This is a genomic window from Arthrobacter sp. SW1, assembly GCF_001766675.1.
Taxonomy (GTDB): Bacteria; Actinomycetota; Actinomycetes; order Actinomycetales; family Micrococcaceae; genus Arthrobacter.
In genome coordinates, this window is record NZ_MJLT01000045.1 from 41,242 (window position 1) to 67,449 (window position 26,208).

21 protein-coding genes are annotated in these 26,208 nt (G+C 64.6%); 12 read left to right on the forward strand and 9 right to left on the reverse strand.

The genetic code is table 11. From position 1 onward, the window contains the following. Positions 1-175: 175 nt before the first annotated feature. On the forward strand, positions 176-1,327 hold the full coding sequence (locus BIU82_RS13615; protein ID WP_139146614.1) for a hypothetical protein: 1,152 nt from the start codon (positions 176-178) through the stop codon (positions 1,325-1,327). A gap of 773 nt (positions 1,328-2,100) precedes the next feature. On the opposite strand, the gene BIU82_RS19725 is transcribed toward BIU82_RS13615, so the two are convergent. Together BIU82_RS19725 and BIU82_RS13635 are read right to left on the reverse strand one after the other, a co-directional pair. After that, positions 2,101-3,552 carry a hypothetical protein gene (locus BIU82_RS19725; RefSeq protein WP_139146615.1) on the reverse strand — a complete coding sequence of 484 codons (1,452 nt, stop codon included), beginning with the start codon at positions 3,550-3,552 and terminating at the stop codon, positions 2,101-2,103. Between the two features lie 470 nt (positions 3,553-4,022). Further along, positions 4,023-4,916: a LysR substrate-binding domain-containing protein gene (locus tag BIU82_RS13635; RefSeq protein ID WP_070350401.1), complete on the reverse strand. Its 894-nt coding sequence runs from the start codon at positions 4,914-4,916 to the stop codon at positions 4,023-4,025. 111 nt (positions 4,917-5,027) lie between these two features. Here BIU82_RS13635 and BIU82_RS13640 point away from each other — a divergent pair, with 111 nt between their 5' ends. The 5 genes from BIU82_RS13640 (at position 5,028) to BIU82_RS13660 (ending at position 11,869) form a co-directional block, all read left to right on the forward strand. Then, entirely contained in the window at positions 5,028-5,795 is a 768-nt protein-coding gene (locus BIU82_RS13640; protein WP_070350007.1) for an enoyl-CoA hydratase/isomerase family protein, read from the forward strand. 12 nt (positions 5,796-5,807) lie between these two features. Then, positions 5,808-7,406 (forward strand): AMP-binding protein, encoded by a 1,599-nt coding sequence (locus BIU82_RS13645; protein ID WP_070350008.1) that lies wholly within the window; start codon positions 5,808-5,810, stop codon positions 7,404-7,406. After that, positions 7,403-8,725, forward strand: a complete 1,323-nt coding sequence (locus BIU82_RS13650; protein ID WP_070350009.1) for an MFS transporter — start codon at positions 7,403-7,405, stop codon at positions 8,723-8,725. Before BIU82_RS13645 ends, BIU82_RS13650 begins: the two co-directional genes overlap by 4 nt. A 203-nt stretch (positions 8,726-8,928) precedes the next feature. Then, the gene (locus tag BIU82_RS13655) at positions 8,929-10,866 is read left to right on the forward strand and encodes a hypothetical protein (RefSeq protein WP_070350010.1); all 1,938 of its coding nucleotides are present in this window, start codon (positions 8,929-8,931) and stop codon (positions 10,864-10,866) included. Between the two features lie 145 nt (positions 10,867-11,011). Further along, complete coding sequence (locus tag BIU82_RS13660) at positions 11,012-11,869, forward strand: prephenate dehydratase (RefSeq protein WP_070350011.1); 858 nt, start codon at positions 11,012-11,014, stop codon at positions 11,867-11,869. 10 nt (positions 11,870-11,879) lie between these two features. On the opposite strand, the gene BIU82_RS13665 is transcribed toward BIU82_RS13660, so the two are convergent. Then, positions 11,880-12,464 (reverse strand): dTMP kinase, encoded by a 585-nt coding sequence (locus BIU82_RS13665; protein WP_070350012.1) that lies wholly within the window; start codon positions 12,462-12,464, stop codon positions 11,880-11,882. A 242-nt stretch (positions 12,465-12,706) separates the two neighbouring features. Between BIU82_RS13665 and BIU82_RS13670 the strand changes: the two genes are divergently transcribed. Both BIU82_RS13670 and BIU82_RS13675 read left to right on the forward strand, forming a co-directional pair. After that, positions 12,707-13,639 carry a hypothetical protein gene (locus BIU82_RS13670; protein ID WP_070350013.1) on the forward strand — a complete coding sequence of 311 codons (933 nt, stop codon included), beginning with the start codon at positions 12,707-12,709 and terminating at the stop codon, positions 13,637-13,639. 527 nt (positions 13,640-14,166) lie between these two features. Further along, on the forward strand, positions 14,167-14,835 hold the full coding sequence (locus BIU82_RS13675; protein WP_253182784.1) for a GntR family transcriptional regulator: 669 nt from the start codon (positions 14,167-14,169) through the stop codon (positions 14,833-14,835). Here the strand turns inward: BIU82_RS13675 and BIU82_RS13680 are convergent. Further along, positions 14,812-15,783: a hypothetical protein gene (locus tag BIU82_RS13680; RefSeq protein WP_216099024.1), complete on the reverse strand. Its 972-nt coding sequence runs from the start codon at positions 15,781-15,783 to the stop codon at positions 14,812-14,814. The genes BIU82_RS13675 and BIU82_RS13680 overlap by 24 nt on opposite strands. 120 nt (positions 15,784-15,903) lie before the next feature. Further along, positions 15,904-17,265 (reverse strand): MFS transporter, encoded by a 1,362-nt coding sequence (locus tag BIU82_RS13685; RefSeq protein ID WP_070350015.1) that lies wholly within the window; start codon positions 17,263-17,265, stop codon positions 15,904-15,906. Between the two features lie 296 nt (positions 17,266-17,561). On the opposite strand from BIU82_RS13685, the gene BIU82_RS13690 reads away from it, so the two are divergent. Continuing rightward, positions 17,562-19,061, forward strand: a complete 1,500-nt coding sequence (locus BIU82_RS13690) for an NCS1 family nucleobase:cation symporter-1 (protein WP_216099025.1) — start codon at positions 17,562-17,564, stop codon at positions 19,059-19,061. A gap of 71 nt (positions 19,062-19,132) precedes the next feature. On the opposite strand, the gene BIU82_RS13695 is transcribed toward BIU82_RS13690, so the two are convergent. Next, a complete protein-coding gene (locus tag BIU82_RS13695) occupies positions 19,133-21,400 on the reverse strand; it encodes a transglycosylase domain-containing protein (protein ID WP_083292347.1) in 2,268 nt (755 codons plus the stop codon). 132 nt (positions 21,401-21,532) lie between these two features. Continuing rightward, complete coding sequence (locus BIU82_RS13700; RefSeq protein ID WP_139146616.1) at positions 21,533-22,177, reverse strand: TetR/AcrR family transcriptional regulator; 645 nt, start codon at positions 22,175-22,177, stop codon at positions 21,533-21,535. 57 nt (positions 22,178-22,234) lie between these two features. Here BIU82_RS13700 and BIU82_RS13705 point away from each other — a divergent pair, with 57 nt between their 5' ends. The 3 genes from BIU82_RS13705 to BIU82_RS13715 all read left to right on the forward strand — a co-directional run bounded on the left by BIU82_RS13705 (position 22,235) and on the right by BIU82_RS13715 (position 25,328). Continuing rightward, the gene (locus BIU82_RS13705) at positions 22,235-22,753 is read left to right on the forward strand and encodes a VOC family protein (protein ID WP_070350017.1); all 519 of its coding nucleotides are present in this window, start codon (positions 22,235-22,237) and stop codon (positions 22,751-22,753) included. 93 nt (positions 22,754-22,846) lie between these two features. Then, a complete protein-coding gene (locus tag BIU82_RS13710; RefSeq protein WP_070350018.1) occupies positions 22,847-23,665 on the forward strand; it encodes a DUF2637 domain-containing protein in 819 nt (272 codons plus the stop codon). 49 nt (positions 23,666-23,714) lie between these two features. Then, positions 23,715-25,328 (forward strand): hypothetical protein, encoded by a 1,614-nt coding sequence (locus BIU82_RS13715; protein WP_139146617.1) that lies wholly within the window; start codon positions 23,715-23,717, stop codon positions 25,326-25,328. Positions 25,329-25,330: 2 nt separating this feature from the next. Here the strand turns inward: BIU82_RS13715 and BIU82_RS13720 are convergent, their stop codons facing one another. Further along, entirely contained in the window at positions 25,331-25,735 is a 405-nt protein-coding gene (locus tag BIU82_RS13720; RefSeq protein ID WP_070350020.1) for a VOC family protein, read from the reverse strand. A gap of 23 nt (positions 25,736-25,758) precedes the next feature. Then, positions 25,759-26,199 (reverse strand): helix-turn-helix transcriptional regulator, encoded by a 441-nt coding sequence (locus BIU82_RS13725; RefSeq protein WP_070350021.1) that lies wholly within the window; start codon positions 26,197-26,199, stop codon positions 25,759-25,761. Positions 26,200-26,208 lie beyond the last annotated feature (9 nt).

Below are 26,208 nucleotides of genomic sequence, written 5' to 3' on the forward strand. Positions count from 1 at the left end.
GGGAGTGCTAGCCACCAGTCGCGGGCTCGACTCGTGCCGTGTTTGAGGTGCATCGATATAGAGTGAGCGCGTGATTTTTCGAAGACGCAGTGCGGCCATTGATGAAGGCTTGGCGCTTGCATCCATGGTGCTTGATTCTCCGAGTTGGATTCATCGAAGGGTTGAGGCTCTGAGGATGGATGAATCTGGCAATTCTCGTTGGCACATTTCCCATGACGTCACGATTCCTCCGGAGTACAGGATCGATGGCAGCCGGGACAGGGTCATCGTTCCTCTGGGATCGCTTCGAAAAGGCGCCCTGAGGCGCGTGAACACTTCGGGGGCGGGGTCTGCAAGCCTCTCAATCCTGGAGGCAAGCGAAAACAGTGAGCATTCTCTACGTCTTCTTATGAGCCTCGCGAAGTCGGTGTTGCCTAGGACGGCCTACCAGTCACCAGAGTGTCGGCATCAATTGGAATCCCTTGTGCGTGCGGTGCCTGACGAAGCTTTGAAGGTGGCCGAAGAGTTTCTCCAGTGGCTGGAATCCGTGCAGTTGCGACCTGAGGATCCCGCAAAACGTAACCAAATCGACCTGTTTAGACACTTTGCGTTGCAGTTCGCTACAAACTTTCTGCTTCTTGTAGAAGTGGATGCGGGCTTACTGGGCACACGGACCGTGATTAAGTATTCCCGAGACGATGATCCGCCTGAAGCGCAGGGGCCGAACACAAGGCACATCGCGTGGGAGGTGCCAGATTTCGGCATGGCTGGTAGCTATCACTTAGAAGTTGAAGTACCCCATGGCTTGTGTCTCTCAAGCCTCAAGCTCGTCCAGTACGATTCGGATGGCACGGTCATCTCGGAGCACCTAGATGCATCCGTGCGGCCGAGGTCGCTTGGCCATTTAGCCTGTGCACCGGACAGTCGCCTTGCGACCGCGGAAGCGGAACTAATCGTGGAGCCGGCTCCACAGGGGATCTATACCGTATCGAGGATCAGCAGTTTTGTTGTGTCCGGTGTAGTCCTGATTGCGTGGGTCGTATCTCTTGTGCCCGGCCTGATTGTTTCTGCTGACGTCGGCCTTCCGACTTCGGCCGTTTCCGTGATCCTCACCGCCCCAGCATTGCTGCTTTCATGGCTAAGCCGGGCGCCTGAGCATGAGATCGTTGCTTTGATTCTGAGGCCATATAGGAGAGTCCTCATAGCGTCGGCCACAACACTCGTGATCATGGCGATCGCGGCAGCAGTTCCGTTTGTCTTCCCTTGGTCCCAGGTTCTGTGGACTCCGATCGTTGCAGTGCAGACATGGGCATTCCTCGAGGCCTTGGCGAAACGGAAGGTTTCCTGACAGCATGTGGGCCTACACTGAGAGGAAAAGGGGAGTGATATGGCGAAGTTGAATGCCGGGGCCGGGACGGCGAGCGGCAATCGTACCGCCAAGGTCGCCTCACCGACTCGAACCGCGGGCCTGGTGATTCGGACGGCTGCTGGCCGGACAGTTGGCCAGGTGTCCTCTTTCAGCGGCGCACGCGAAACTAAACAGACTATTGATGGTCTGCTTCGTCGTACGGCAAAGGGTTCGAGCTAGGTCCATCCCCGGGATTTTCGAGGAGTTACCCTCCGGAAGTGGACGACACAGATGCATGATCGCCTAAAGCGACCCTGATCTCACCGGCGGGCCGACGCGAAAACTGTACGTCCTAGGCTAAAGTCTCTCGACCCAAGGTTGCCTGTCGAAGAATACTGTGGCTTGTTCCTCCGAGAGGTATTGGAAGCTCTGCGGGGCTCTGCCCACTCCGTCCAGCGTTGACAAGAGAAGCGGTTGCTCAAATTTGACGACAGAGCCAACGCGTATTCCAGTACCGCTTTCCTTCGCGCTGAAGTACTCGAAGAAGCGGTCCTTTGATATTGCGCCAGAACTTCGGAACCTCCTCCACAAGTTGTGAGGCTCGGTAGTGTACTGGCCCTCAACTACAAACCAACCTAGCAACGCCCCTATCGGCATGGTTGCGTAGATGAGAACGTGGCTAACATCGGAGGCCACGGGACGCTTCCGGAATTCGACGGTCTTGGTGCCTTCCAAGATGGCATGGGCAAATTCTGGCCGAATCGACATGAGGGCTACTCGTCCGCGACGGTTTGGGCCCATGACTTTCCCCTCTGACTCGTGAGTTCGGCGATAGATTGCGGTGACCTCGCTATGATCCCCTGTTCCTTGAGCTCTCCGATGGATCGAGGCCTATCTAGTATGCCATTGAGCCGGAACCGGATCGCGAGGACTGGCCGATCGCACATGTGTTCGATTTCCGCGCGGGAGAATACAGTACGGCTTCCGGAAAATTCGATAATCTGCTCCGCCTCGGTGGTCCGAAGCGTCTCCTCAAGGACCCCGACGGCGTGCACGGCTTGGCTGTAGTGAGTCCGGAGGAAAAAGAGTGAATCACCCGGCCTTAGCTTCTCGATTCTTGAGTGGCAAAGGTATACCTTGCGCACGGCATTGCCGTAGGTCTGATCGAACAAACTCGGTTGAAGGCTAGTCGCTGGAAAGAGCATGTCGTGCCATGCGGGTATGACCGGAATCATGTATGCCCGCCTCACCAGCATCGCGCCCGGGCCGTACTTCCGGTTGTATGCCAGAGGATCGTCGCATGGGTCGGGGTCGAGCTGTGGGGTCAGAATCTTGCCAAGTATCTGCTCCCCGGGTCGTTTTTCGCCGATTCGGAAAAATCCAAATTCCAGAAGAAGTGCGACAAGTGAATCATGACGACTATGTACTTCGACGAAGCACGAATCATATGTGTTATCTCGAGCGTGATCGATGACTGTTCCCAACAGAAGCTCGCCACGTTTTGCGCCTATAGCGTTATCGGATATCTTGAATGTGCAGATCTTAAGAATTTTTCCGGGAAGCGAGCCGCTGTCAGGTAAGTCTTGTTTTAGAACAGCGAGTCCCAGGATATTTTCGACCGAGCCTAGTATGAGGCAGTGGCGATTTTCCGCCACAACTTTAGTCTGCCACCAGCGGTTAAACCCGGGATATCCTTCGCGGAGCGAGTCAAATATTCCGTCAGAGAGGTCCAACTGGTGGGGGCTGACGCTTTCGACTGCATAATGCTCGATGGGCTCAAAGAGCAGGGCTTTGAGGCTTGCTACCGCGTCGCCCAGAAGCATAACCCTGTCCGCGAGTCCGAGCGCCTGGGCTTTTCGGTGAACACCACGATCTTCCGTCACTAGCCAGGACGCGGCATTGCGATAGACGGCTAGTAGGTGAGCGGCATCAACTTTGTCGTTGTCGCTCAGCGGTTCTTTGTAGCCGGCGAGCTTTGCGAAATCATGGGGGATTGTCACGCGTGCCAGAGGGAGATATTTTGAGATTTCTCGAAGTCTACGCTCACGAAGAGACTTTTCGGTCGACCTGACGAAGTCATCGCGCACATTGTCGATAATGCAGGGAGTTCCGCCAACCGCAAGAATTAGGCGGTGCAGCTCTGCCGCAATATCGGAATTCACATGCTCGCGATTGGAATCCCCCTCAATTGCGATTAAGATGTTCGCATCAAGCAGCACTTTCATGATTCTCCCCCACTCTACCGCCTGCCAGTCGGATCGTCCGCAGAATACGCATCCCTTGGAAGGCGCTTGCTTTCCAATAGAGTAAGGCCGGCACCCCTTACCCGCAGGCATATTCGGCGTGCGTTTGCATAAGAGGAGCCGGTGCGTGACGTTGCTGGAATCTTGGATCGCATCCGGAAGGCGACGACCCGTGTTTTTTGGGTGGGTAGCGCCCGAAGCCTTGACCAACGATGACATTCCTTGCGTACGAGACCACGAATGTATCGTTCTTGCGGGTTGCTGGGATCGCTGTTCCCGGGATGGACAAGTGTCGTTGCCAAGCTAGGTAGTCAGTTTCCGACCGGCGGCGGACGTCGCAGATCTGTGCTGGGTCCTGGGGGGAGGTTGTTCGCTACGGCGCGCTGTTGGGGCTGTCGTTCGACCAGTCCGGACTTGCCCGCTGATACTTGTCGGCCCGTCTGCTCCGCGCCTCACCCGTGCCCACCGGCCCCCAGCCCCACACCAACCGCCTCCACAAACGCGTCCGTCTCCGCTGACCTGCGGCTCTTCAGCCATAGCGCCGAGGTCCGCCAGGCCAGCGGATCACCAACAAGCGGCCGCCACACAATGCCGGAAGGAAGCGGCGTCCACGGCTCTTCGTTGAAGTGCACGCCGCGGCCGGCCAGGACCAGGCCGTGCGTGAAGTGCTGGTTGCGCGCATGCACAATGGCCGCCGGCAGATAGCCAGCATCCCGGCACGTCTGCAGAAACGAGTCGTACAGCGGCGGGGCCATGTGCCGCGGGAAGATGATCAGTGGGTTCCCGGCCAGCTTGCCCAGCGGCACCGCATCAAGCGAAGCCAAAGGATGCGAAGCATTCAGCACCACGCCCAGAGCCTTCGAAAACACCGGCCCCGACTCAAAGCCCACCGCGCTCAAAGGGTGACGGACCACCGCAACGTCCAGTTCGCCGTCGCGCAGTCGTTCCACCTGCTCGACCGTGGTGAGCTCGTGCAGGTTCAGGAGCACGTCGGGGGCAATCGAGCTGAACGAAGACACCATCGCGGACAAAGCCACCGGGTTGGTGTCCGGCGGCACCGCCACCTGCAGCACGCCGGAGGCGCCGGGCCTGATCCGCCGGATCGACTCCTGCGCCATCGCCACGTTATCCAGCACGGCCCGGGCGTGCTCCAGCAGCAGCGCCCCGGCCTCGGAAAGCTCCACGCCGGTCCGCCGCCGGTGGAACAGCAGCACCCCCAGCTCCTTCTCCAGGTCCTTGATCCGCTGCGAAAGAGGCGGCTGCGCCATGTGCAGTCGCTGCGCCGCCCGTCCGAAATGCAGCTCCTCGCTGAGCACGACGAAGTACTTGAGATGGTGGAGATCCATGCCCGGCACCATATCAGTTTGGTATCACGGCGAGTGGATTTTGATGTTAGACGGGTCACATCACGCGGTGCTCTGATGGGACACAAGAACAAGCAAGAACAAAGGAACACCATGTCCCAGGACGTCCTCTTCGAACAGATCGGCCAGACCGCCGTCATCACCCTCAACCGCCCGGAAAAGCTCAATGCCTGGACCGAATCCATGCGCAACGAACTCATCGACCACCTCGAAGGCCTCAAGGGCAACGAGGACATCCGCGTGGTCATCCTCACCGGCACCGGCCGAGCCTTCTGCGCCGGCCAGGACCTCGCCGAAACCACCACCATGGATCCCGAAGACCACGCCGCCGCCGAGGCCTGGATCGACGGTTTCGACCGCCTCTACCGCGCCGTCCGCAACCTGGACCAGATCACCATCGCGGCCGTCAACGGCGTGGCCGCCGGCTCAGGCTTCCAGTACGCGCTCCTCACCGACCTACGCGTGGGCGATTCCACCGTCCGCATGGGCCAGCCCGAAGTCCTCTCCGGCATCCCCAGCATCACAGGTATCTGGGCCATGTGGAGCATCCTCGGCAAGTCCAAGACTTCCCAGTTCGTCCTCACCGGCGAGCTGGTGGACGCCGCGGAAGCGCAGCGCCTGGGCCTGCTCAACTACTTGGCCGACGACGGCGCCGTGCTGGAGTACGCGAAGGAGCTCGCCAACCGCTTGAGCCTCCTTCCTCCGGGTGCGGTCCGCCTGACCAAGGGCCGCCTGCGCAGCCTGGAAGAGGACGATCTCAGCGACGCCATGGCCGAGGCCAAGCGTGTGCACCGCGAGGCCTACGGCACCGGCGAGCCGCAGCGCGAGATGGCCCGCTTCCTGGCCGGCCGCAAGGGTTAAGGCGCAAACACGATGACCACCCAACTCACCGAAGACCGCTACGCCGCCATGGTGAAGGACCACCGCTGGGAGGTTCCGGAGCTCTACAACATGGCCTCCGACGTCGCCGACCGGCACCCGCGGGACAAGCGCGCCATCATCCTGGACTCCGCCGTCGAAGGCTGCCGCGAAGTCCTCTGGGGCGAGATCCAGGACCGCTCCCGGCAGATCGCGGCCACCCTGCACGCCGCGGGGGTCAGGAAAGGCGACCGCGTGGCGGTGCTGCTGCCCCAGCGCGCGGACACACCCGCCGCTTATCTGGGCGTGCTGCGCACCGGCGCGATCCTGGTGACGATGTCCCTGCTCTGGGCCGCGGAGCCCATCCGCTTCCGGCTGGAGGACAGCGGCGCCACTGTGATCATCGCCGAAGGCGCCGCGCGGCACCTTTTCGAGGGTTACCAGGGCCGCTTCATTGACATCGACAGCCCGGAGATTGCCGCAGCCCCCACGGAATTCGAGGACGCCGAAACCAAGGCAGACGATCCCGCGCTGATCTTCTACACCTCCGGCACCACCGGCCGGGCCAAGGGAATCGTCCACGCCCACCGCACGCTCCTGGGCCACAACGAGTTCGAGTACTGCCACAGGATCGGCGACGGCGACGTTTTCTACGGCGCGGGGGACTGGGCCTGGTCCATGGCCAAGCTCATGGGCCCGCTCCGGCTCGGCGCCACGCACCTGGTCTTCCGGCCCGCCGGCGGCTTCGACCCCGCGGCGCTGCTGGCCAGCATGAGCCGCCACGGCGTGGACAGCGCCCTGGTCAATCCCACCTTCCTGCGGAAGATGCGCGAGGACGTGCCCGACGCCGGAACCCGCTTCCCGCTGTCCCTGCGGACGGTCTGTTCCTCCAACGAGCCGCTCACCGCTGAGCTGATCGACTGGTTCCGCGCGCAGTTCGGCGTGACCCTGCAGGACTACTACGGCTCCACCGAGTCCTACCCCTTGCTCGGCAACTTCCCGGACGTGCCGGTGAAGCCCGGATCCATGGGCCGCCCGCTGCCCGGCTGGGAGGTGAAGCTGCTGGACGACAACGAGCAGGAAGTCCCGCGCGGCGAGGCCGGCGAAGTCTGCCTCCGCGCCCGCTCCAACCCGCAGTTCCCGCTGGGTTACTGGAACATGCCGGAAGCCTCGGACGCGGCGTTCGGCGGAGACTGGTACCACACCAAGGACCAGGCCTACGAGGACGAGGACGGCTACTTCTGGTTCCTCGGCCGCACGGACGATGTCATCAAAACGTCCGGATACCGCGTGGGCCCGTACGAGATGGAAGCCGTAATCCGCGAGCTCGACGCCGTCCGCGACGTTTCGGTGACCGGCGTCCCGGACGAGCTGCGCGGCCAGTCCGTCAAGGCCTGGATCGAACTCGCCCCGGGGTACTCTTCCGGGCCTGAACTGGACCGGCAGATCGTGGACCACGTCAAGGAACACTTCTCCCGCTTCGCCTACCCCCGATTCATCGAATACCTTCCCGAGCTGCCAAAATCAGCAACCGGAAAGGTCCAGCGCGCTCAACTCCGTGCACTCCCGCACCCCGTCCCTTCTTCTCCCCAACGCGAAGGACAAAACTCATGAACACGCTCACCAGCAACCCCGTGGAAACGGACGCTTCACCGCGCCGCAGCCTCAAGCGCGTCGCCGCCGCGGCCGCCGTCGGGAACTTTGTGGAATGGTTCGATTCGGCCGCCTATGCGGTGATGTCCGTGACGATCGCCAAGCTCTTCTTCCCGAGCTACTCGACGACGGCGGCCCTGCTGGCCGTGTGGGCGATCTTCGCCGGTGGGTTCATCGCCAGGCCGCTCGGGGCGGCGTTCTTCGGCCGGTACGGCGACCGGATCGGCCGGAACAAGATGCTGGGCCTGTGCGTGCTGATCATGAGCGCGGCGACGTTCTGCATCGGCATCCTTCCGCCGTTCGCGGTGATCGGCGTCTGGGCGCCCATCCTGCTGTTCATCTTCCGCGCCGTGCAGGGCTTCACGACAGGCGGCGAATACACCGGTTCCTCGGCGTTCATTGTCGAATACGCTCCGGCCGGGAAGCGGGCCACCTACGCGAGCATTATCCCCGCCACCGTGGGCCTGGCCTCCGTGGCCGGTGCGCTGCTCGGAGCCGCGATCACCGCGACCCTCAGCGCCGAAGACCTGCAGTCCTGGGGCTGGCGCATCCCGTTCCTGCTGGCCGCACCGCTGGGCCTGATCGGCCTCTACATCCGCTCCAAGGTGGACGACACCCCGGTGTTCCGCGGCCTGGAAAAGAAGGGCGAGCTGGCGAAGCGGCCGCTGGGCGACGCCGTCCGGATGTGCGCCCGGCAGATCTTCACGCTCTTCGGGTACAGCATCACCAACGCCGTGGCGTACTACCTGATGAGCAGCTACATGATCGCCTACATGACCTCGAGCCTGCATTACACCAGCACGGATTCGATGATCACCAGCATGGTCACGATGCTCGTCTACACCATCACCTGCCCGCTGGCCGCCCGGGCCAGTGACCGCTTCGGCCGCAAGACCATGCTCCTGTTCGCCTGCCTGGGCTTCGTGGTGATGACCATCCCGGCGTTCGCGATCATGCCGCTCGGCCTGGGCTGGGCAATCGTGGGCACCAGCATCCTGGGCGCCCTGGTGGCGGTGATCGGCACCTCCAACGTCCCCGCCCTGGTGGAGATGTTCCCGTCCTCGGTCCGCGCTTCCGGCTCGGCCATCGGCTACACCCTGGCCTACGTGCTGTTCGGTGGAACCGCCCCGTTCGTAGCGACGGGCCTCGTGGCCGGATTCGGGACTCCGCTGGCCCCCGCGTTCTACCTGATGGGCGTCGCGGTGGTGTCCGCCGCCGTCGTGATCCTGTTCTTCCGCGAAACGAAGAACCTGTCCCTTTCGCGGACCACGGTGCTGTAGTTCGTTCTTGCCGCTACGCAAAGGGACTGGCGCTACGCATAAGGACTGGCGCTGCGGGAATTCCCGTAGCGCCAGTCCCTTTGGGGCGTCGGGGAACCGGAGACGTCTGGACGCTGGAGCGGTGCAGGTCTAGGCTGTGCGCCATCTGGGGGGACCAAACTAATTTCCTAGCCGGAAGGCATGTCATGCTAAACCGCGGCAGATTGGTTTTTCTTGCAGCACTCAGCACTCTCGCACTCTCAACTTTTGGACTCACCGGCGCCAGCGCTGACCCGGACGGACAGCACGGCAGCGACGAAGGGCACCTCATCGGAACCGGAGCCACCGGGAAGATCCAACTCCTCGACGTCGTCGACGTCACCGATACTCCCGACCTGATCGCAGACGTCACCGTGTCTCCGGACGGAAACACGGCATTCCTCGCAAACTGGGGCGAACCAGACTGCGCCGGCCCTGAAACCGGCGGACAGAACAGCCCTGATGCGGGCGCCTACGTCATCGACATCACGAACATTGAGACCGACCCGGAATCAGCTAAGCTGATCGGCTTCATTCCATCGCATCAGGACACCCGGCCGGGCGAAGGAATGCAGGTTGTCAACGTCACCACCGCGCAGTTCAGCGGCGACATCCTTGTCATGAACAACGAGGCATGCGGCAAAAACGCCAAGGGCGGCGTGTCGCTCTGGGATGTCACCGATCCAGCCAATCCGAAGAAGCTGTCTGAGCATTTCGGCGACCGGGAGCCTGGCACCCGGGATGCCAATGAGATCCACAGCGCCTTTGCGTGGGACGCCGGGAACAACGCCTACCTGGTCATGACCGACAACGAACAGTTCCCGGACGTGGACATCCTGGACATCACCAACCCGCACCGTCCCCGCCTGATCGCGGAATACAACCTCAACGACTTCGCCGTGGACCAGCCCGAACTCGGACTCACGGAATCGTTCCTCCACGACATGGTGGTCAAGGAAATCGACGGACGGTTCATCATGCTGCTGTCGTATTGGGACGGCGGTTACGTCCTCCTGGACGTCACGGACCCGGCCAACGCGGTGTTCATCGGCGATACCGATTTCGCGGCAGTCGATCCCGAACTGTTCGAATCGCTTGGCGTTGCCCTCACCCCTGAAGGAAACGGCCATCAAGCCGAATTCACCAAAGACAACGCGTTCTTCATCGGCACCGACGAAGACTTCGCCCCGTACCGGACCGACGCACTGCGCATTACCAGCGGCGCCTTCCAGGGCGAGTACGAATCGGTGATCGTCCCCGGAGGCCAGCCGCCCGCCGTCCTGGAAGACCTGACGCTCAGCGGCCCGGTTGTCTATGGTGGCTACGGCTGCCCGGCTTCTGCTCCGGTGCCGAGCCCGGAGGACGTTCCAGGCTACGTGGCCTCGCTGCAGCCGGGCGACGAAACAATCCTGGTCCTCCAACGCGGACCGAGCGGCGACCCGAGCGCCACGGAGGAAGCATGCTTCCCCGGCGAGAAAGCCCACGAAGCCGCCCTGGCCGGATGGGACGCGGTGCTGTTCGTTCAACGGCACCTGCCAGCTGGCGAAGAGGACACCGCCTTCTGCGGTTCCGGTGCCTTTGTCGACAGCATTGTCGCCGTCTGCACCACCCATGAGGCGTTCCACAAGCTGTTCAACCTGGAGCCACTGGACCCGGCGCAATGGAGCTATCCGGAGAACCTTGCTATCGGCGCCATTGGCGACAGGATCAGGGTCGGGTCCATCTTCGATGGTTGGGGTTACGTCCACCTCTTCGACACCGCGACCTTGCAGGAGCTGGACACTTACGCCATTCCGGAAGCCCATGATCCTGCGTTCGCCTTCGGCTACGGCGACCTCAGTGTCCACGAGGTAGCGGTCGATCCGCAGGATCCGTCCCTCGCCTACCTGTCGTACTACTCCGGCGGACTCAGGGCGATCCAGATCCAGTGCGGCGGCGTGCCCTACGACGCCGACAATCCTCCTGCGGACAAGGGCAGTTGCGAGCTCGTTGAAGTCGGCAGCTACCTGGACCCAGCCGGAAACGACTTCTGGGGAGTGGAAACGTTCATCGGGGACGACGGGCGCACCTACATCCTTGGCAGTGACCGCGACAGCGGCCTTTGGATCTTCACGGATCCGTAAGGAGCATTGGGTTGTAACGCTTTTACGCTACGCAAAGGGACTGGCCCTACGGGAATTCCCGTAGCGCCAGTCCTTTTGGGCGTCGGGCCGTCCAAAGCTCGGACCGCTTCGGCGCCCGGGCGGGCGCAGTGAAAAGATAAGCTCCATGGTCCAAAAGATTGCCTATCAGGGAGAGCCGGGAGCCAACTCGGACCTCGCCTGCCGGGAGATGTTCCCCGACGCCGAAACCGTTCCGTGCGCCAGTTTCGAAGACGCGTTTGAGCTGCTGTCCACCGGAGCCGTGGACCTGGGAATGATCCCGATCGAAAACTCCATCGCCGGCCGGGTGGCGGACATCCACGTGCTGCTTCCGCAGTCCAAGCTGCAGATCGTGGGCGAATATTTCCTGCCTATCCGCTTCGACCTGATGGGCATTCCCGGCGCCACCATCGAGGACGCCACCGAGGTCCACAGCCACATCCACGCCCTGGGCCAGTGCCGGCGCATCATTCGCGAAGCAGGACTCAAGCCGGTCATCGCTGGCGACACCGCCGGCTCCGCCCGAGAAGTGCGCGACTGGAACGACCCCCGCAAACTGTCCCTCGCTCCACCGCTCGCCGCCAAGCTGTACGGACTGGACGTCCTGGCCTCCGGCGTCGAGGACGATGCCAGCAACACCACCCGCTTCGTGGTCCTCTCGCAGGAACGGCCGCTGCCCAGCAAAACGGAACTGCCCGGTCCGGCAATCACCAGCTTCGTGTTCCGCGTCCGCAACGTCCCGTCCGCCCTGTACAAGGCGCTCGGCGGCTTCGCTACCAACGGCGTGAACATGACCCGCCTCGAAAGCTACATGGTGGGCAACGGCTTTGCTGCCACCATGTTCATGACCGACGTCGAAGGCCACCCCGAAGACCCCCGGCTGCGCCGCGCGTTGGAGGAACTGGAGTTCTTCACCACCGAGGTGCGCATCCTCGGCGTATACGCCGCGGACGAGTACCGCGCGAAGCACGCGGACGACGCCTAAGCGGGTACCCCTAAGAAGCGACGCCTACGGTCTCAATCCCCGCCGCCCGGCGCAATTGCGCCAGCACCTCTTCAGGCGAGGCCCCGGCGTCGAGCTCGAGGAAATTCCGGTGCTCCGGCAGGGACCGGTAGGCATCGCGAAGGGCCGTCAGATCCTCCAGGGTTTCCTCGTCGGTACCGCGTTCCGTGATGCGCTGCAGTGCCAGCCGGGGTTCGATGTCCAAATAGGCGATGACGTCCGGGGTGGGAAGCGTAGCGATCAGCCACGGCAACAGCCGGCCGCGTCCGATGCCCCGGACCTGCCGCAGCGCCAACTGGCATTGCAGGTGCCGGTCCATGATCACCAGGCCCCGGAAGCGCCGGGCCTTGGCATGGTTGATGATCACGTTGGTGACGCGGACTGCGGTCTCGACGGCGTCGGCCATGCGTGGCGGCAACTTGATGCCAACTTTCCGGCTGAGCAGCGACATCCCCCGTCGTCCCGCGTGATTGCTGAGAACCATGGCATCGAGGCCTTGTGCCCGGGCGGATTCGAACAAGGCGCGGGCCGCCGTTGACTTTCCCGCACCGTCGATTCCCGTCAGGACAATGAGCATGGGCCCTCCCTCCGCGCGTGCCTGATGAAATCCGGTCCTGGTAAAACGTGGTCCTTGTTCAACGACGCCCGACGGCGGGGTGTCCCGTTTTCTGCCCGAATGAGACGGAGCTCACGGCGCGGAGGACTGTGCCCCTGGCAACGCCGGAGCGGGAGGGTAGGCGCCCGCGCCGGTAGAATTCGAGCGTTACTACAGTGGTTGGATTTAATCCGGCCGGACGTTCGCTACCGCAAGGACTCTTCATGAAACTCGCTACCAAGCTGCTCGGCGGGCTCGCTGCCGGGGCGCTGGCCCTCTCCGGCGCGGCACCCGCGGGTGCCGCCACCCTCTATCCCACCCCGACGCCGACTCCGACGGATTGCCATGGCGCCCTCCTGACCATGGAGCCGAACCGGAACCTTGGCGCAGTGTTCCTTTCCGGCGGCAAGCTCCGCTGGGAGCACACTAACTGGTCTTCGCCGGTGCCGTTCGATGCGACGTACCTGACGCAGCTCGGCGGCTACGGGGACGAAACCTTCGGAAAGTTCACGTACTTCGGCACCGCTGCCGATGGCACCGCGAAGTTCTATGACGAACGGACCGACCTCCAGGTGGACGGCAGTTGGAAGCGCTCGATTGACGGCCCCGTGACCACCATCGGCAACGGCTGGTTCCAGAAGTCCATCACCACCACTTACAGCGGCTCCGTGAGTGGATCCACCGTCGTGCGGGGCCAGCAGTTTGTCTTCCGTCTCACCAGTGGCGGTGAGCTTTACCGTTACACGATCGACCCGCACGCCCGGACCATCACTGGAACGGTCAAGGTGTTCGGCGGAGGCGCGTCCATTACGTCGATCGGATCTGCCCCGGCGGTCGCCATCAACGGAAAGCCCGTGGCGGTACTGATGGCCACGCTCTCCACCGGCGAGCTGCGCCAGTACCTGATCCCGGACGCCACGCCCACCCTGTGGACCCACAAGACCATCCGCCCGGCCGCGTCCAACGGATGGCAGAACTTCACCGCCATCACCGCCAGGAAGTGTGACACCAAGGGCCAGATCGTCCTCGGCTACATCAAGCAGCGGCTGGTGGCCGCCTACTACGATCCCACCGGCCTGACCGCCAATGACAAGGACATCAGCGGCGGCGCCTCGTCCATGCCCGTCATGCCCGAAGGCATCCGCGTCTTCGGGTGACCACGGCTTACTGACGCCCCTGCAAGGCGGGCCGACGACGGCGGCAGCACGCGCCGTCGTCGGCCCGCCTGGTGCTGTTCCGGGCTTACCGTTCGACGGCGTCACCGCTCGATCGTGAGCATTCCCATTGGCGCACCGCAGGAAACGCGGACAAAGTCCGTCCCTGCTGCAGAGGACGACGGCGGCGGGCTGCTCGGTGAGCTGACGTCCGGGCCAGTGGGCGGCAGTTCCGCCGTGAAGCACCACCAGAACAGCGCAGATCCGGAACGGTTCCTCATTCTTGTGCCTCAACCATCAACGGCACGAAGGGAATGGCGCAGGAACCCCAAGCGATCATCCAGAATTTCGCGGGCCCCATTTCCCCATTGTTGCCACGAACCAACAAACACGAAACAGCAGTCCGGTTGCGATTCAGCGGCGATTCGGCAGCGGCCGCCGACGTGTTGACAAGCCGCCACCCCTCTGGCTTTTCTTGGTATACCGAACGACGGGGTTTTGGATTGGACGCGATGTTTTCCGCAGACGTAATGAACAGCAAGCCGCAGCCTCTCCGCGAGACGGTCAGGGAGACCCTGCGCCACAGGATCGTTGAAGGCCACTATGCTCCCGGCGCCCGCCTGGTGGAACGCGAGCTGGCTGCGGAGTTCGACGTATCGCGCCTTCCCGTCCGCGAAGCCCTGCGGATGCTCAGCCAGGAAGGCCTGCTCAGCGAACCGGGGCCGCGCGGCGCTGAGGTGAATGCCATGGGCGCCAAGGACGTCGAGGACCTTTTCGAGATGCGGCAACTCCTGGAATCCTTCGCCTGCCGCCTGGCCGCGGAACGGGCCACGTCTGAAGACCTGGACAAGCTCGCGGGACTCCTGGACTACTCGGCCCGTTGCCTGGCCCGGGGCGCCAAGATGGCCGGCTACCACGCCAACATTGAATTCCACGAGGAGATCATCAGGATCGCCAACAACAGCTTCCTGAAATCGTCCCTCGATCCGCTCCAAGGGCGCATGCATCTGCTGTTCCAACATCGCAGCGAGCTCTCCGGGCTCATCCAGGAACACCGGGATCTGTACGAGGCGATCGCCAGCGGAGACCCGGAGCGGGCCGCCGCGCAGGCCGCATCCCATGTGGCCCGGTACCGGGACGAACTCATCCGCTCGCTGGGCCTCAGGCTCACCGCATCAAAGGCCCGGCCGGCTTCCTGACTGCAGCGTGCCGCCAGGCGCCGCCGCTGTTGTTTGCCGCCGCCTGCGCAGCAGTTCCATAACGCCCGTTCCGAGCAGGCCAATGGCCAGGGCCAGCAGCACGCTGGGGCCGGCACCTCCCGCCGGACCCAAGGTTGCCGCCAGGATCTGCCTGCCCATCAACGCCATCTCCTGGAAATCGCCCAGCGCCACCCGGGTGCCGAAAACGTACTGGACCGAGATGAATAACGCCGGGACGACCCACAGAAGCGCAAGGTTAACCACCCACACCGCCACATTCCTGACAGGCCGGAAGCCGCACCAGGCAAGCGCCGCGCCCACTACTACGGCCGGCAGCCAACGTGCCAGCGCCAGCAGCTCGGACGGTCCTCCGCCGGGCCCGGAGAATACGTCGTGCCAAGCGGTCGCCCAGCTTGCGAAAGGCACAGCCGCAAGCCCGATGCCCAGCGCCGCCACGCCCTGTGGCCTCGCGGAGATGAGCAGCAGCACCACGGCACCTGCAAGGATGGCCGCAATGACGCCGCCCAGCAGCCCGCTGAAATAGATGCTGCCCTGGCCTTCCAGGGGCCGGCCTGCGGGTGCGAGGCCCTCCCGCAGCACGGCGAACGACTGTACCGTTGCAACCGCCTGCACCAGCAGGACCCCCGCGGCGGCGCACCAGGCGAGTTGCCGCCGTCGGGCAGGGTCTTTCCGCCCGGACCAGTACCTGACCGCCATTCCCGCGGCAGCTCCGCCCGTCGTCAGGAGCGCCACGAGGGTGACGAGTTTGTATTGGCTCAGCGGCAGCAGGGACAACGGCATGTCTGCCGGCAGTATCTCGGTGGCCCAGAGGTTCTGCAAGGGAAGCTGCGCGCCGGTGGCAAGCCACGGAAGCAGGCCGAGCACCGCGCCAAGCACTCCGATCAGCAGGGCTGTGCCGGGCTCCTTGCCGGCGCTTTGAGGGCTCATAGGCACCAATACTACGCCGATTGGATTTATCGCCATGCGCCCGGTTTGTTGCCATGGCAAAACAAGGACGACGACGGCGGGAGCCTCCCGCCGTCGTCGTCTCCTTGATCGGTGCCGCGCTTAGCGGGGCTCGCCGGCGCTCTCCAGCTCGCCTTCCTCGGAGGCCTGCTCCTGCTTGGCCTGCTTGCGGATGAAGATCAGGATGAAGCCGACTGCGAGGAACTCAACGGCTGCAATCAGGTAAAGGCCGCTGTTGTAGGCGCCGGTGCTTTCCTTGAGTCCGCCCAGGAGTTGCGGGGCGAAGTAGCCGGCCAGGTTGGCGATCGAGTTGATCACGGCGAGGCCCGCCACGAGCGCGGTGCCGGACATGAAGCGTGCCGGGAGGTTCCAGAACACCGGGATGGCGCCCATGGTTCCGGCGGCGGACAACGCCAGTGACAGGACGACCCCAAGCGTGCTGCCTTGGTTCAGGAACACGGAAGCGAGGACCAGGCCCAGGGCGCCGAGGGCGGCGGCCGTTGCCGTGTGCCAGCGGGATTCGCGGTTGCGGTCCGACAGCCAGCCGTTGCCCACCATGCCCAGCCAGCCGCAGGCATAGACGGCGGACATCACCCAGCCGAGGGTGGCGATATCCGTGATGCCCACGGCCTTGACCAGGCTGGGGCCGTAGAAGGTGAGGGTGGCGTTGCCTGCCACGATGCAGAAGAACGTCAGGATCAGTACCCAGGTGATGGGCTTGCGGAGCGAAACCCAGAAGTTGTGGTCCCGGTGGCCCAGCGTGGACTGCTCGGAGGCGAGTTCGTAGCGGATGTGCTCCTTTTCATCGGCGGACAGCCACTTCGCGTTGCCCGGGCGGTCCGTGAGGATGAAGAGCGCCAGGATGCCCACGATGATGGACGGAATGCCTTCCACAATGAAGAGCCACTGCCAGCCGTGCATGGCCAGCGAACCATCAAAGGCGTTCATGATGGAACCGGCCAGCGGTGAACCGATCATCAGGGACATGGCGGACGCGGACATGAAGACAGCCATGGCCTTGCCGCGGCGGTGGGCCGGCAGCCAGTAGGTGAGGAAGAGGATGACGCCGGGCTGGAGGCCGGCTTCGAAGGCGCCCAGCAGGAAACGCAGCGTGTAGAACTGCCATTCCTCCTGCACAAAGGCCATGAGGACCGAGACCACGCCCCAGCCCAGCGCAATCCGCATGATGGTCTTCGGTGCGCCGATCTTCTGCAGCAGCAGGTTGGACGGCACTTCGAAGAAGAAATAGCCGAAGAAGAAAATGCCCGCGCCTGCGCCGTAAACCACCTCGCTCCATTGCAGGGAATCCATCATGGTCAGCTTGGCGAAGCCGATGTTGACGCGGTCGATCCAGGCAAGGAACCAGACCAGGGTCAGGAACGGGATCAGCCTGAGGATGACCCGGCGGAAGGTGCGGTTGCGGTCCTCAACCGGGGCAGGGGGAGATAAGGGACTGGAATTCATGGTGTTCTCCGATGAGCGTGGCGGCGGGGAAATATCCCGTGGAAGCGTCGGGGGAATTCCTGGATCCGAACCCCCAATTTCGTAATTCGAAAAGCGTGCAGGCCGGATTTCGAGGCGTCAACGGATTCTCCGCGGAAACACAATGTGACCGGGCAGGGGAGGTTGCCCGAGCGGGCCGCCCGCCCGGCGGTCATATTCCGCGCGTAGGCGACGGAACCGTTGACATCTCCGATGTGACGCACAACACTTCCAACGGGATCCCAAAATGGGATCCCATTGCGCAAAGGTGCGCGCACATGTGTCCGACCGATCCCGGAGCAGCCATGGAACCCGACCACAAAGCCCTCGCAGCGCTCGACCCCTCCGGCCGCCTCTACAACGAGGACCTCGCACCGGCCACCGAGCGGAAATGGAGCACGTACAGCTTCTTCGCCGTCTGGATGTCCGCCATCCACAACATCGGCACCTACACCTTCGTCGCCGGCCTCTTCGTGATCGGCCTCAGCGGCTGGCAGGTCCTCGCCGCGATCCTCATCGGCACCGGCATCCTCTTCTTCGGCATGAACTGGGCCGGCCGCATGGGCCAGCGCACCGGCGTCCCGTTCCCGGTCATGGCCCGCATCAGCTTCGGCATCTGGGGCGCCAATATCCCCGCCCTGATCCGCGCAGTCATCGCCATTTGCTGGTATGGCATCCAGACCTACCTTGCCTCCATGGCCGTGGTGGTCCTCCTGCTCCGCATCAACCCGGAGCTCCAGCAGTGGCAGAACCAAAGCTTCCTGGGACTGTCCCTGCTGGGCTGGGCCTGCTTCATCCTGCTCTGGGTGCTGCAACTGGTGGTCATCACCCGCGGCATGGAGGCCGTGCGCCGCTTCCAGGACTGGGCGGGCCCGATCGTCTGGGTGGTCATGCTGGCCATGGCCGTGTGGCTCTTCGCGCAGGCCGGCTGGAACATCCCGATGGACATGTCCGTCAAGCCGCTCTCCGGCGGCGACGCCTTCCTTGGCGTCCTCACCGGGGCCTTCCTCCTCGTGGCCACCTATGCCACCATGCTGCTGAACTACTGCGACTTCACCCGTTTCGCCACCTCGGACAAGGCCGTGGTGCGCGGCAACTTCTGGGGCATCCCGGTGAATTTCGCGGCCTTCGCCGCCATCAGCATCACCATGACCATCGGCACCGTGGTGGTGTTCGGCGAAGCCATCACGGACCCCGCGCTCATCCTCGCGAAGGTCCCGGACACCGCCGTCCTGGTCCTGGGTGCCGTGATGTTCATCGTGGCCACCATCGGCGTGAACGTGGTGCTGAACTTCGTCTCCCCGGCCTACGACCTCGCCAATGTCTGGCCCAAGCACATCACCTTCAAGCGCGGCGGCATCATCAGCGCCGTCCTCGCGCTGCTGGTCATGCCCTGGAACCTGTATTCCAACCCCGTGGTGGTCAACTACTTCCTGGGCGGCCTGGGTGCCTTCCTTGGTCCGCTCTTCGGCATCATGGCCGCGGACTACTTCCTGGTGAACCGCGGCATCATCAACATCAAGGACCTCTACCGTTCCGACGAATCAGGCGCGTACTTCTTCCGGAAGGGCGTCAATCCCAAAGCCATCGCGGTGTTCGTCCCCACGGCCATCCTCGCCGCGATCCTCGCGCTGGTGCCCGCGTTCAGCGCCGCGGCCGCCTTCGCCTGGCCCATCGGCCTGGTGACGGCAGGCGTGGCGTACTACCTCGCCATGGGCGGCGCGAAGCCCGCGGTTGCGGCAGGGGAGCCGGAAGCGGAACTCGAACCGGCTGAGTAGACGCACCGCAAGGCGGGCCGACGACGGCGGGAGCCTCCCGCCGTCGTCGGCCCGCCTTTTACTGGGAAGACTCAGCGCCGCGACGGTTCCGGTGACGGCGAAGGCGGCGGCGTCGCGTCACCCTGCCGCTCCGGCTCCTGGAAACGCGGCGGCGGGGGTCCGACCGTGGTGGGCCGCGGGCCGGGGCCGCGCATCATCGACTCGGGCGGATCCGGGAACTCGCCGCCCGGGTAGAGCCGTACCACCTGCACCATGTAGTTGGCCCATTGCGGCCCGGCGATCATGTACCCGTCCAGCACCTTGTAGAACTTGCCGTTGATGGTGACGTTGCGGCCTTCCCGCTTCTGGCCCTTGGAGGTATCGCCGAAGAAGGACGCCGTGGCCAGCCCGCGCGTGTAGCCCACCACCCAGGTGGCGCCGTTCGTGTTGGAGGTACCGGTCTTGGCCGCGGTGGGAACGATCTCATGGACCTTCGGGTGGATGTACCAGCCGGAGCCCTGCACCAGCACGTCCTGCAGCACCGCGTTGACGCCCCGGGCCACTTCCGGCTTGATGGCGTCCCGGCAGCTGGCGCGGTCCGCTGCCAAGCGGCGGCCGTCCGGCGCCACCACGGACACCAAAGCGATCGGCTCGCAATGGCGGCCATCATTGGCGAAAGTGGCGTAGGCGCTGGCGAGGTTGAGCGGGGAAACCCCGATGGCTCCGAGCAGGTTGCCGATCTGGTGCATGTCGATCTGGGCCCGGTCCAGCCCGCTGTGCAGCCCGACAGCATCCACCATCCGCTGGATGGCGCAGAAATCAAGCTGCGCGGCGGTGGCGAACGTGGCGGTGTTGATCGAGTTGAAGAGGCCGTAGTTGATGGGCATGGGCCGGTAGTAGCCGGGGTCATTGTTCTGCAGGTCGTCGTCGGCGCCCTCGTTGGCTGCCTTCTGCGCCGAGCTGTAGCCGCCCAGCACCCGCTTGCCGCAGCTGGACCGCCACGGGAATCCCACGGGGTACACGCGCCGGGAAGCGTCCACGATCGCGTTCAGCGGCCGCCCGTCATTGAGCCATTCCGCGAAGGTGAACGGCTTCATGGTGGACCCGGGCTGGAAGCCGCCCGCGCCGCTGAGGTCGTAGCCATTCGCGTCCCGGGCATCCACATTGAAGTTCAGCTGGGTATCGAACTTCCCCGGCGCCGGCAGGAACACCGTGTTCTGTGCCATCGCCAGGATCTTCCCGGTGCCCGGCTGCACCGTCACCAGGGCAGCACCCCACTTGTCCGGGTTGGCACCCGCGGACGCGTTCACCTGCGCCTGCGCCACGGCCTGCAGGCGGCTGTCCAGGGTGGTGGTGATGGTCAGCCCGCCCCGGTACAGCAGGCGCTCGCGGTCATCGAAGGTGGCGCCGTAGGCCTTGTTGTTCAGGATCAGGTGGGACACGTAATCGCAGAAGTACGGTGCCATGGCCGCCCCGGCGCAGCCTTGCCGTGCGGGCGTGACCTTCAGCTGCAGGGGAGTGGAGGCCGCGGCGTCGTACGCTTTCTGCCCGATCATCCCCTGGGCGAGCATCTTGGACAGCACCACGTTGCGGCGCTGCACGGCGCCCTTGGGATTCGTCAGCGGGTTGTAGTAGCTGGGACTGTTCACCAGCCCGGCCAGCAGCGCGGCCTGCGGCAGGGTGAGGTTCTTGGCGGAGGTGCTGAAGAACAAGCGCGCGGCCGCCTCGATCCCGTAGGCGTCCCGGTTGAAGAACACAATGTTGAGGTAGCCCTCGAGGATCTGTTCCTTCTCATGCGTCTTCTCCAGTTCCAAGGCGAGCTTGATTTCCCGGAGCTTGTCCAGCATGGTCTTTTGGCCGCCGAGCACAATTTCCTCGGTGCGTCCCGCAGAGAGACGCTCCTCGTTGAGCACATTGGCCACGTACTGCTGGGTGAGGGTCGAGGCGCCCTGCCGGTCGCCGCCGCTCAGATTGACGCGCACCGCACGGATGATGCCCTGCGGATCCACGCCGGGGTGCTGGTAGAAACGGCTGTCCTCGACGGCGATCACCGCATTCCGGACGAACGGCGAGATGTCCTGGAGCTTCACCGGCACGCGGTTCTCGGCGAAGAAGGTGGCAATCAGCTTGCCGTCGGCGCTGAGGACCTTGCTGCTTTGCGACGGCGGACCGACCTTCAGTTCCGCGGGAAGGCTGTTGAAGTAGGAGACCGAGCCCTTCAGCGCCATGCCGGTGCCCGCAACCACCGGCACCACCAGGCTGGCGGATAAGAGGCCGCCCACAACGCTCAGGACTAAGTATCCGAAGACCCTCCCCAGGGTCGCCGCCACAGTGAACCTTGGACCATTCCTCATCGTCATGCCCCAGACTTCGCCCAGTTCCCAGCCATTGGCTCGTCCCGGATTCCGTACCTCCCGGCGTAAGGCCAGATTACGCCTTGGGTCCGGCGGATGGGGAGAGGGGTTTCCGTGGGACCGTGCGTGCGGCTGCGCCTAAGCGCCCAGCAGTTGCCCGAGGGTCCGGCGCAGCCAGGCCCGGTACTGTTTGGTGCCCCAGCCGTGGGTCTGCCGCAGGAGCAGGCACGTTTCGGCCTGTACGGCGAGGGTGGCCGTAGCGGCCAGCCAGTCCGGGTCGCTGCCTCCGGGAAGGAGGCGGTCGGCGTCGAGCTTGTCGACAAAGGCGCGCAGGTTGTCCCGCGTTGCCTCCCGCCCGCGCTGTGCCGCCTCCGCGATGAGCGGTTCCACCGGCTCGGCCTGGCGCGCGACGGCGAACAGCGCTCCCGCGCGTTCCATCAGTTCCGCTACTCCTTCGCTGAGCGCGTCGATCCGTTCCGCGGGCCGCGGCGCCGAGAGGGCGGTTTCGAACCAGTCGCGGTGCCGGACGTCGATGGGAAGGGCGTCGCCTGCCACAGCGATGTCCAGGGCGCGCTTGAGGAGTTCGGCCTTTGTGCCGAAGCGGACGTAGACGGTACGGTGCCCGACGCCGGCAGCTTCGGCGATTGCCGTGAGCGTGGTCGCCGCGTAGCCGTCCTTGGTGAACAGTTCCGCTGCGGCGTCCAGGATCCGCTGTTCGGTGTCGGCAACCCGGGAGGCGCGCAGCCCGGCCGGCCTCTGGGAGCCCTTGACTCCATCCTTCATGAGGTGCAGTATAACTGCATTATTGCAGTCGTACTGCATTAAAAGGCTGGAGGAATCATGGCCGCATCGGATGTTCCCCGCGATGTTCCGCAACTGGACGGTGTCCACCACCTGAAGCTGCCGGTCAGCGACATCAAGCGTTCCGTGGAGTGGTACGGCTCCCGGCTTGGCTACCAGGTGACCACCGAATTCACCGAGAAGGACAAGCTGGTGGGCGTGATCATGAACCACCCGGCAGGCGGTCCGGTGTTCGGGCTGCGCCTGGACCCGGAACTCGCGGCCCGGGCGGCTGGCTTCGACTATTTCTCCATCGGCGTGCCGACTAAGGAAGACCTCGAATCCCTCGCCGCCCGATTGAAGGACTTCGGTGACGGGCACGCCGGCGTCCACTTCGCCACGGTCGGCTGGATCCTTCCCGGCACCCACGACCCCGACGGCCACGAGGTCCGCTTCTACACCACCGAACAGCACACGGACTACGGCGACGGCGAGATCCGGCACGTGGAGAGCGCGGTCCGTTACGCGGCGGAGCGTGAACGGAACTACAAGGAATCCGGGCCCGGATCCGGGCGGTAAGATCATCGAAGTACCCCGCAGTTCGTGTCCGGAATCCATCCGCGCCATTTTTCGGCGCCCACGGCGGATGCGTGAGCAGAGAAGCCGGAGAGCATGAACACCAGGATTCCCAACGAGCCGCACAAGGCCGTCCTCCTTACCGCTGTCGGCACCACGGTGGTGATCGCCGTCGGCGCTTTCATCCTGTCCTTCGCCGCACTGACCGACCTCGCTGAGCGTTCGGGCATCGAGGCGCACCTGGCCTGGATCTGGCCGATCATCGTGGACGGCATGATCGTGGCCGCGACCGTAGCCATCGTGGCCCTGAACGGGCACAGCCGCCGGGCCATGGTCTACCCGTGGACGCTGCTCTTCTTCGGCGCGATCGTCTCCACCGCGGCCAACTCGGTGCATGCCATCCTCACTGTGGACGCCATCCAGTCCGGCATCCCGCCTATTGTCTCCGCCCTCGTGGCCGCCATGCCCCCGGTGGTGCTGCTCGCCATCACCCACCTGACGGTGCACATGTACCAGAAGCGCGCCGAAGTGGCCGAGCTGCACCGCGCGCAGGCTGCCGCCGAGCAGGCCGAACTCGCCCAGGCCGAAGCCGAGCGCGCCGCGCTTGAGGAGGCCTACCGCGCAGAGGCGTACTACGCTCCGGAATCCCACTACGCTCCGGAACAGGCAGCGCCCCGGGTGCCTGCCGCCGTCGCGCCCGTTCCGCAGGTTCCCGCACAGGCGCCGGCCGCGCAGGTTAACGCAGCTCAGGCGGGCGCCCCCGCCCAGCCGGCGGACGACGTCGTCCCGGCCCTTTATGAGGAAATGGTCCAGGCGCTGGAGCCGGTGGAGCCCGCCGTCACCCTCTCCGACGAGGAACTGAGCCAGGAAGACCTGCCCGACGACGACCCCCGGCTGGCGCAGGCCAAGGCGTAACAGTTCCGGGCAGTAGCGCCGGCCGCGTCGTTGGCCGATGATTGATCCCATGCCCCAAACGCCCTCCGCCGCGCGCTGTGCCGGCGTCCCCCGACGCTCCGCGCTCCGGCGGTTGCTGGCGGTCCTTGTCTGCGCCGTCCTGCTCTCCTTCGGCGCCGTCCCCGCGGCCGCACCCGTCCAGGCCGCGGCCTACGGCGCACCCCGCTTTACTGACCCGATGGCGCTCTATGATGCGGCGACGGCGCGGGTTGCGCTGACCGCGGCCAACGGCAGCGTCAGCTACAGCGTCGCTTCAGCCGAGGGCGGGCTGCTCCGGCAGGGCACGGCCACCGTCAGCAGCGGAGCCGGCAGCATCGACCTGCGCACCCTTGGGCCCGGTTACTTCAAACTCACCGTACGGAACACGGCCGGAAGCGCCAGCACCGATCTTGGAATCGTCGCGCGGCTCGCCACAACGCCCACCACCAAGAGCCCGTTTGGCACCACCGCGCACCCAGGCATCCACTGGCAGCTCAATCACGCCGCCGCTTCACGTGCCCTGGGCCTGTCCACGACGCGCGTCGACTGGCGCTGGGAGCGGATGGCCACCTTCATTTCCGGCTTCTACCGTTGGGACACCGTGGGCGAAGCTGAAATCAAGAGGCTGCGCGCGCTGGGCATTCGCCCCTCTTTGGTGATCGCCTACCACGGCCTCTGCGACGGCGCCCTCACACCTTCCAGCACCACCTGCATCAACGAATACGCCAAATTCGCCCGGGCCACCGCCCAGAGATTCGGCACCACGGTGGACTACGCGGTCTACAACGAATGGAACGCAGCCACCAACACCGGAAGCTGCGGCAGGAGCGCAGACTGCTACATGAAGCTGCTCAAACCAGCCGCCGCCGCGATCCGCGCGGCCGCCCCCGGCGCACGGGTCCTCGGCCCGGCCCTCGGAGCGGTGGACGACTGGTGGGCAGTGGATGGACCGGCGTACACCTGGTTCCAACGCTTCGTGCAACTGGGCGGGGCGGGGCACGTGGACCTGGTGACCATCCACAACTACTCCGTCACTACGGCCCCGGACGGCAAGGGAGAACGCGCGGTCCGCAACGCCAAGGCACTCCTGGCCGCGGCAGGGATCAGCAAACCGGTGGTGATGGAAGAAGCCGGCTACCCGACCGTTGCCGACGGCCTGCCCGAATACCTGCAGGCCGCATTCATGGCCCGGGATGCGGCCGCCGTGCTCACCGCAGGCGCCGCCACGTACATGCCCTACGGACTGGTGGACAACTACAACGACCGCGCCCATGCTGAAAGCAATTTCGGCCTGTTCCGGCACGAGGCCGTGAACGGCGGCCGCCTGGTTCCCAAGCAGGCGGCCGTCACCCAGGCCGTGCTTTCGCGCTTGCTTGCCGGCGCCGTATCCCGCGGCGAGGAAAAACTGGGAACAGGCACGCGATCCATGATGTGGCGCATGGCCGATGGCCGCACCCTCCGGATTGTCTGGACCACGGACAAGACCCGGACTCTTGAGATCGGCGGAAGTACCGGCGTGGCGGCCACGGACTGGCTGGGTCGGCCCGTTCCTACCCTCCTGACCGGCGGCAAGCGCCAGATGGTCATCGGTGGCATCCCGGCCTTCGTCACCACTCCCGCCGGCACGACCGCCAGGGTGTTCTAGGCTCAGGCGGCCTGGTTGAAGCGGACGTGGTTGCCGGACGGGTCGCGGAAGGCACAGTCGCGCGGTCCCCACGGCTGGTCGATCGGTTCCTGGAGCACCTCGGCGCCGGCGGCACGGAGCGTTTCGAAGGTGGCATCGACGTCGTCCGTGCGGAACACGATGACCGGCAGCACGCCCTTGGTCAGCAGCACCTGGAGGGCGTCGCCGTCGTCCTGGGAACGGCCGGCGTGCGGCTCTGACAGCACCAGTTCCAGGTCCGGCTGCGAGGCGCTGCCGAGGGTGACCCAGCGCTGGCCGTCGGAGCCGACGTCGTTGCGGACTTCGAGCCCCAGGGCGTCACGGTAGAAGGCGAGGGATTCGTCGAGGTTGTTGACGGTGATCTGTGCGTACTGAAGTGAAATGTTCATGCCTCACACGCTATTGCGGGTGCTCAGGCGGACGCTTCTTCGATCCTGCTCGCTTTGTCCTGCGTGGCTTTGCGGTCCGGTTTGGTGCGCTGCCGCGCGATGCATGAAGGCATTGCCTTGACGGCGTGGTGCTCCCGGTCCCGGTAGGCGCTGGGGGTCATGCCCACCACCTCGGTGAAGCGTGAACTGAAGGAGCCCAGTGAAGTACAGCCGACCTCCATGCAGGCATCGGTCACGCTGCTGCCGGCGCGGAGCAGGGCCATGGCACGTTCGATCCGCCGGGTCATGAGGTAGTTGTACGGCGTCTCCCCATAGGCGGCCTTGAACTGGCGCGAGAAATGGGCCGGCGACATCAGTGCCCGCCCGGCCATGGTGGGCACATCCAGCGGCCGGGCGTATTCGCGGTCGATCAAATCCTTGGCCCGGCGCAGGTGGGCCAAGTTGGCCAGCTCCTGGGGATTCACAGGGCTATC

What these genes read in the sequence shown, in the direction of transcription:
- BIU82_RS13685 (WP_070350015.1), bottom strand. Translation starts at nt 17,265, where the DNA reads ATGAATTCCAGTCCCTTATCTCCCCCTGCCCCGGTTGAGGACCGCAAC.
- BIU82_RS13670 (WP_070350013.1), top strand. Translation starts at nt 12,707, where the DNA reads ATGAAACTCGCTACCAAGCTGCTCGGCGGGCTCGCTGCCGGGGCGCTG.
- BIU82_RS13645 (WP_070350008.1), top strand. Translation starts at nt 5,808, where the DNA reads ATGACCACCCAACTCACCGAAGACCGCTACGCCGCCATGGTGAAGGAC.
- BIU82_RS13640 (WP_070350007.1), top strand. Translation starts at nt 5,028, where the DNA reads ATGTCCCAGGACGTCCTCTTCGAACAGATCGGCCAGACCGCCGTCATC.
- BIU82_RS13700 (WP_139146616.1), bottom strand. Translation starts at nt 22,177, where the DNA reads ATGAAGGATGGAGTCAAGGGCTCCCAGAGGCCGGCCGGGCTGCGCGCC.
- BIU82_RS13650 (WP_070350009.1), top strand. Translation starts at nt 7,403, where the DNA reads ATGAACACGCTCACCAGCAACCCCGTGGAAACGGACGCTTCACCGCGC.
- BIU82_RS13690 (WP_216099025.1), top strand. Translation starts at nt 17,562, where the DNA reads ATGTGTCCGACCGATCCCGGAGCAGCCATGGAACCCGACCACAAAGCC.
- BIU82_RS19725 (WP_139146615.1), bottom strand. Translation starts at nt 3,552, where the DNA reads ATGAAAGTGCTGCTTGATGCGAACATCTTAATCGCAATTGAGGGGGAT.
- BIU82_RS13615 (WP_139146614.1), top strand. Translation starts at nt 176, where the DNA reads ATGGATGAATCTGGCAATTCTCGTTGGCACATTTCCCATGACGTCACG.
- BIU82_RS13680 (WP_216099024.1), bottom strand. Translation starts at nt 15,783, where the DNA reads ATGAGCCCTCAAAGCGCCGGCAAGGAGCCCGGCACAGCCCTGCTGATC.
- BIU82_RS13635 (WP_070350401.1), bottom strand. Translation starts at nt 4,916, where the DNA reads ATGGATCTCCACCATCTCAAGTACTTCGTCGTGCTCAGCGAGGAGCTG.
- BIU82_RS13705 (WP_070350017.1), top strand. Translation starts at nt 22,235, where the DNA reads ATGGCCGCATCGGATGTTCCCCGCGATGTTCCGCAACTGGACGGTGTC.
- BIU82_RS13660 (WP_070350011.1), top strand. Translation starts at nt 11,012, where the DNA reads ATGGTCCAAAAGATTGCCTATCAGGGAGAGCCGGGAGCCAACTCGGAC.
- BIU82_RS13715 (WP_139146617.1), top strand. Translation starts at nt 23,715, where the DNA reads ATGCCCCAAACGCCCTCCGCCGCGCGCTGTGCCGGCGTCCCCCGACGC.
- BIU82_RS13695 (WP_083292347.1), bottom strand. Translation starts at nt 21,400, where the DNA reads ATGACGATGAGGAATGGTCCAAGGTTCACTGTGGCGGCGACCCTGGGG.
- BIU82_RS13675 (WP_253182784.1), top strand. Translation starts at nt 14,167, where the DNA reads ATGAACAGCAAGCCGCAGCCTCTCCGCGAGACGGTCAGGGAGACCCTG.
- BIU82_RS13720 (WP_070350020.1), bottom strand. Translation starts at nt 25,735, where the DNA reads ATGAACATTTCACTTCAGTACGCACAGATCACCGTCAACAACCTCGAC.
- BIU82_RS13665 (WP_070350012.1), bottom strand. Translation starts at nt 12,464, where the DNA reads ATGCTCATTGTCCTGACGGGAATCGACGGTGCGGGAAAGTCAACGGCG.
- BIU82_RS13710 (WP_070350018.1), top strand. Translation starts at nt 22,847, where the DNA reads ATGAACACCAGGATTCCCAACGAGCCGCACAAGGCCGTCCTCCTTACC.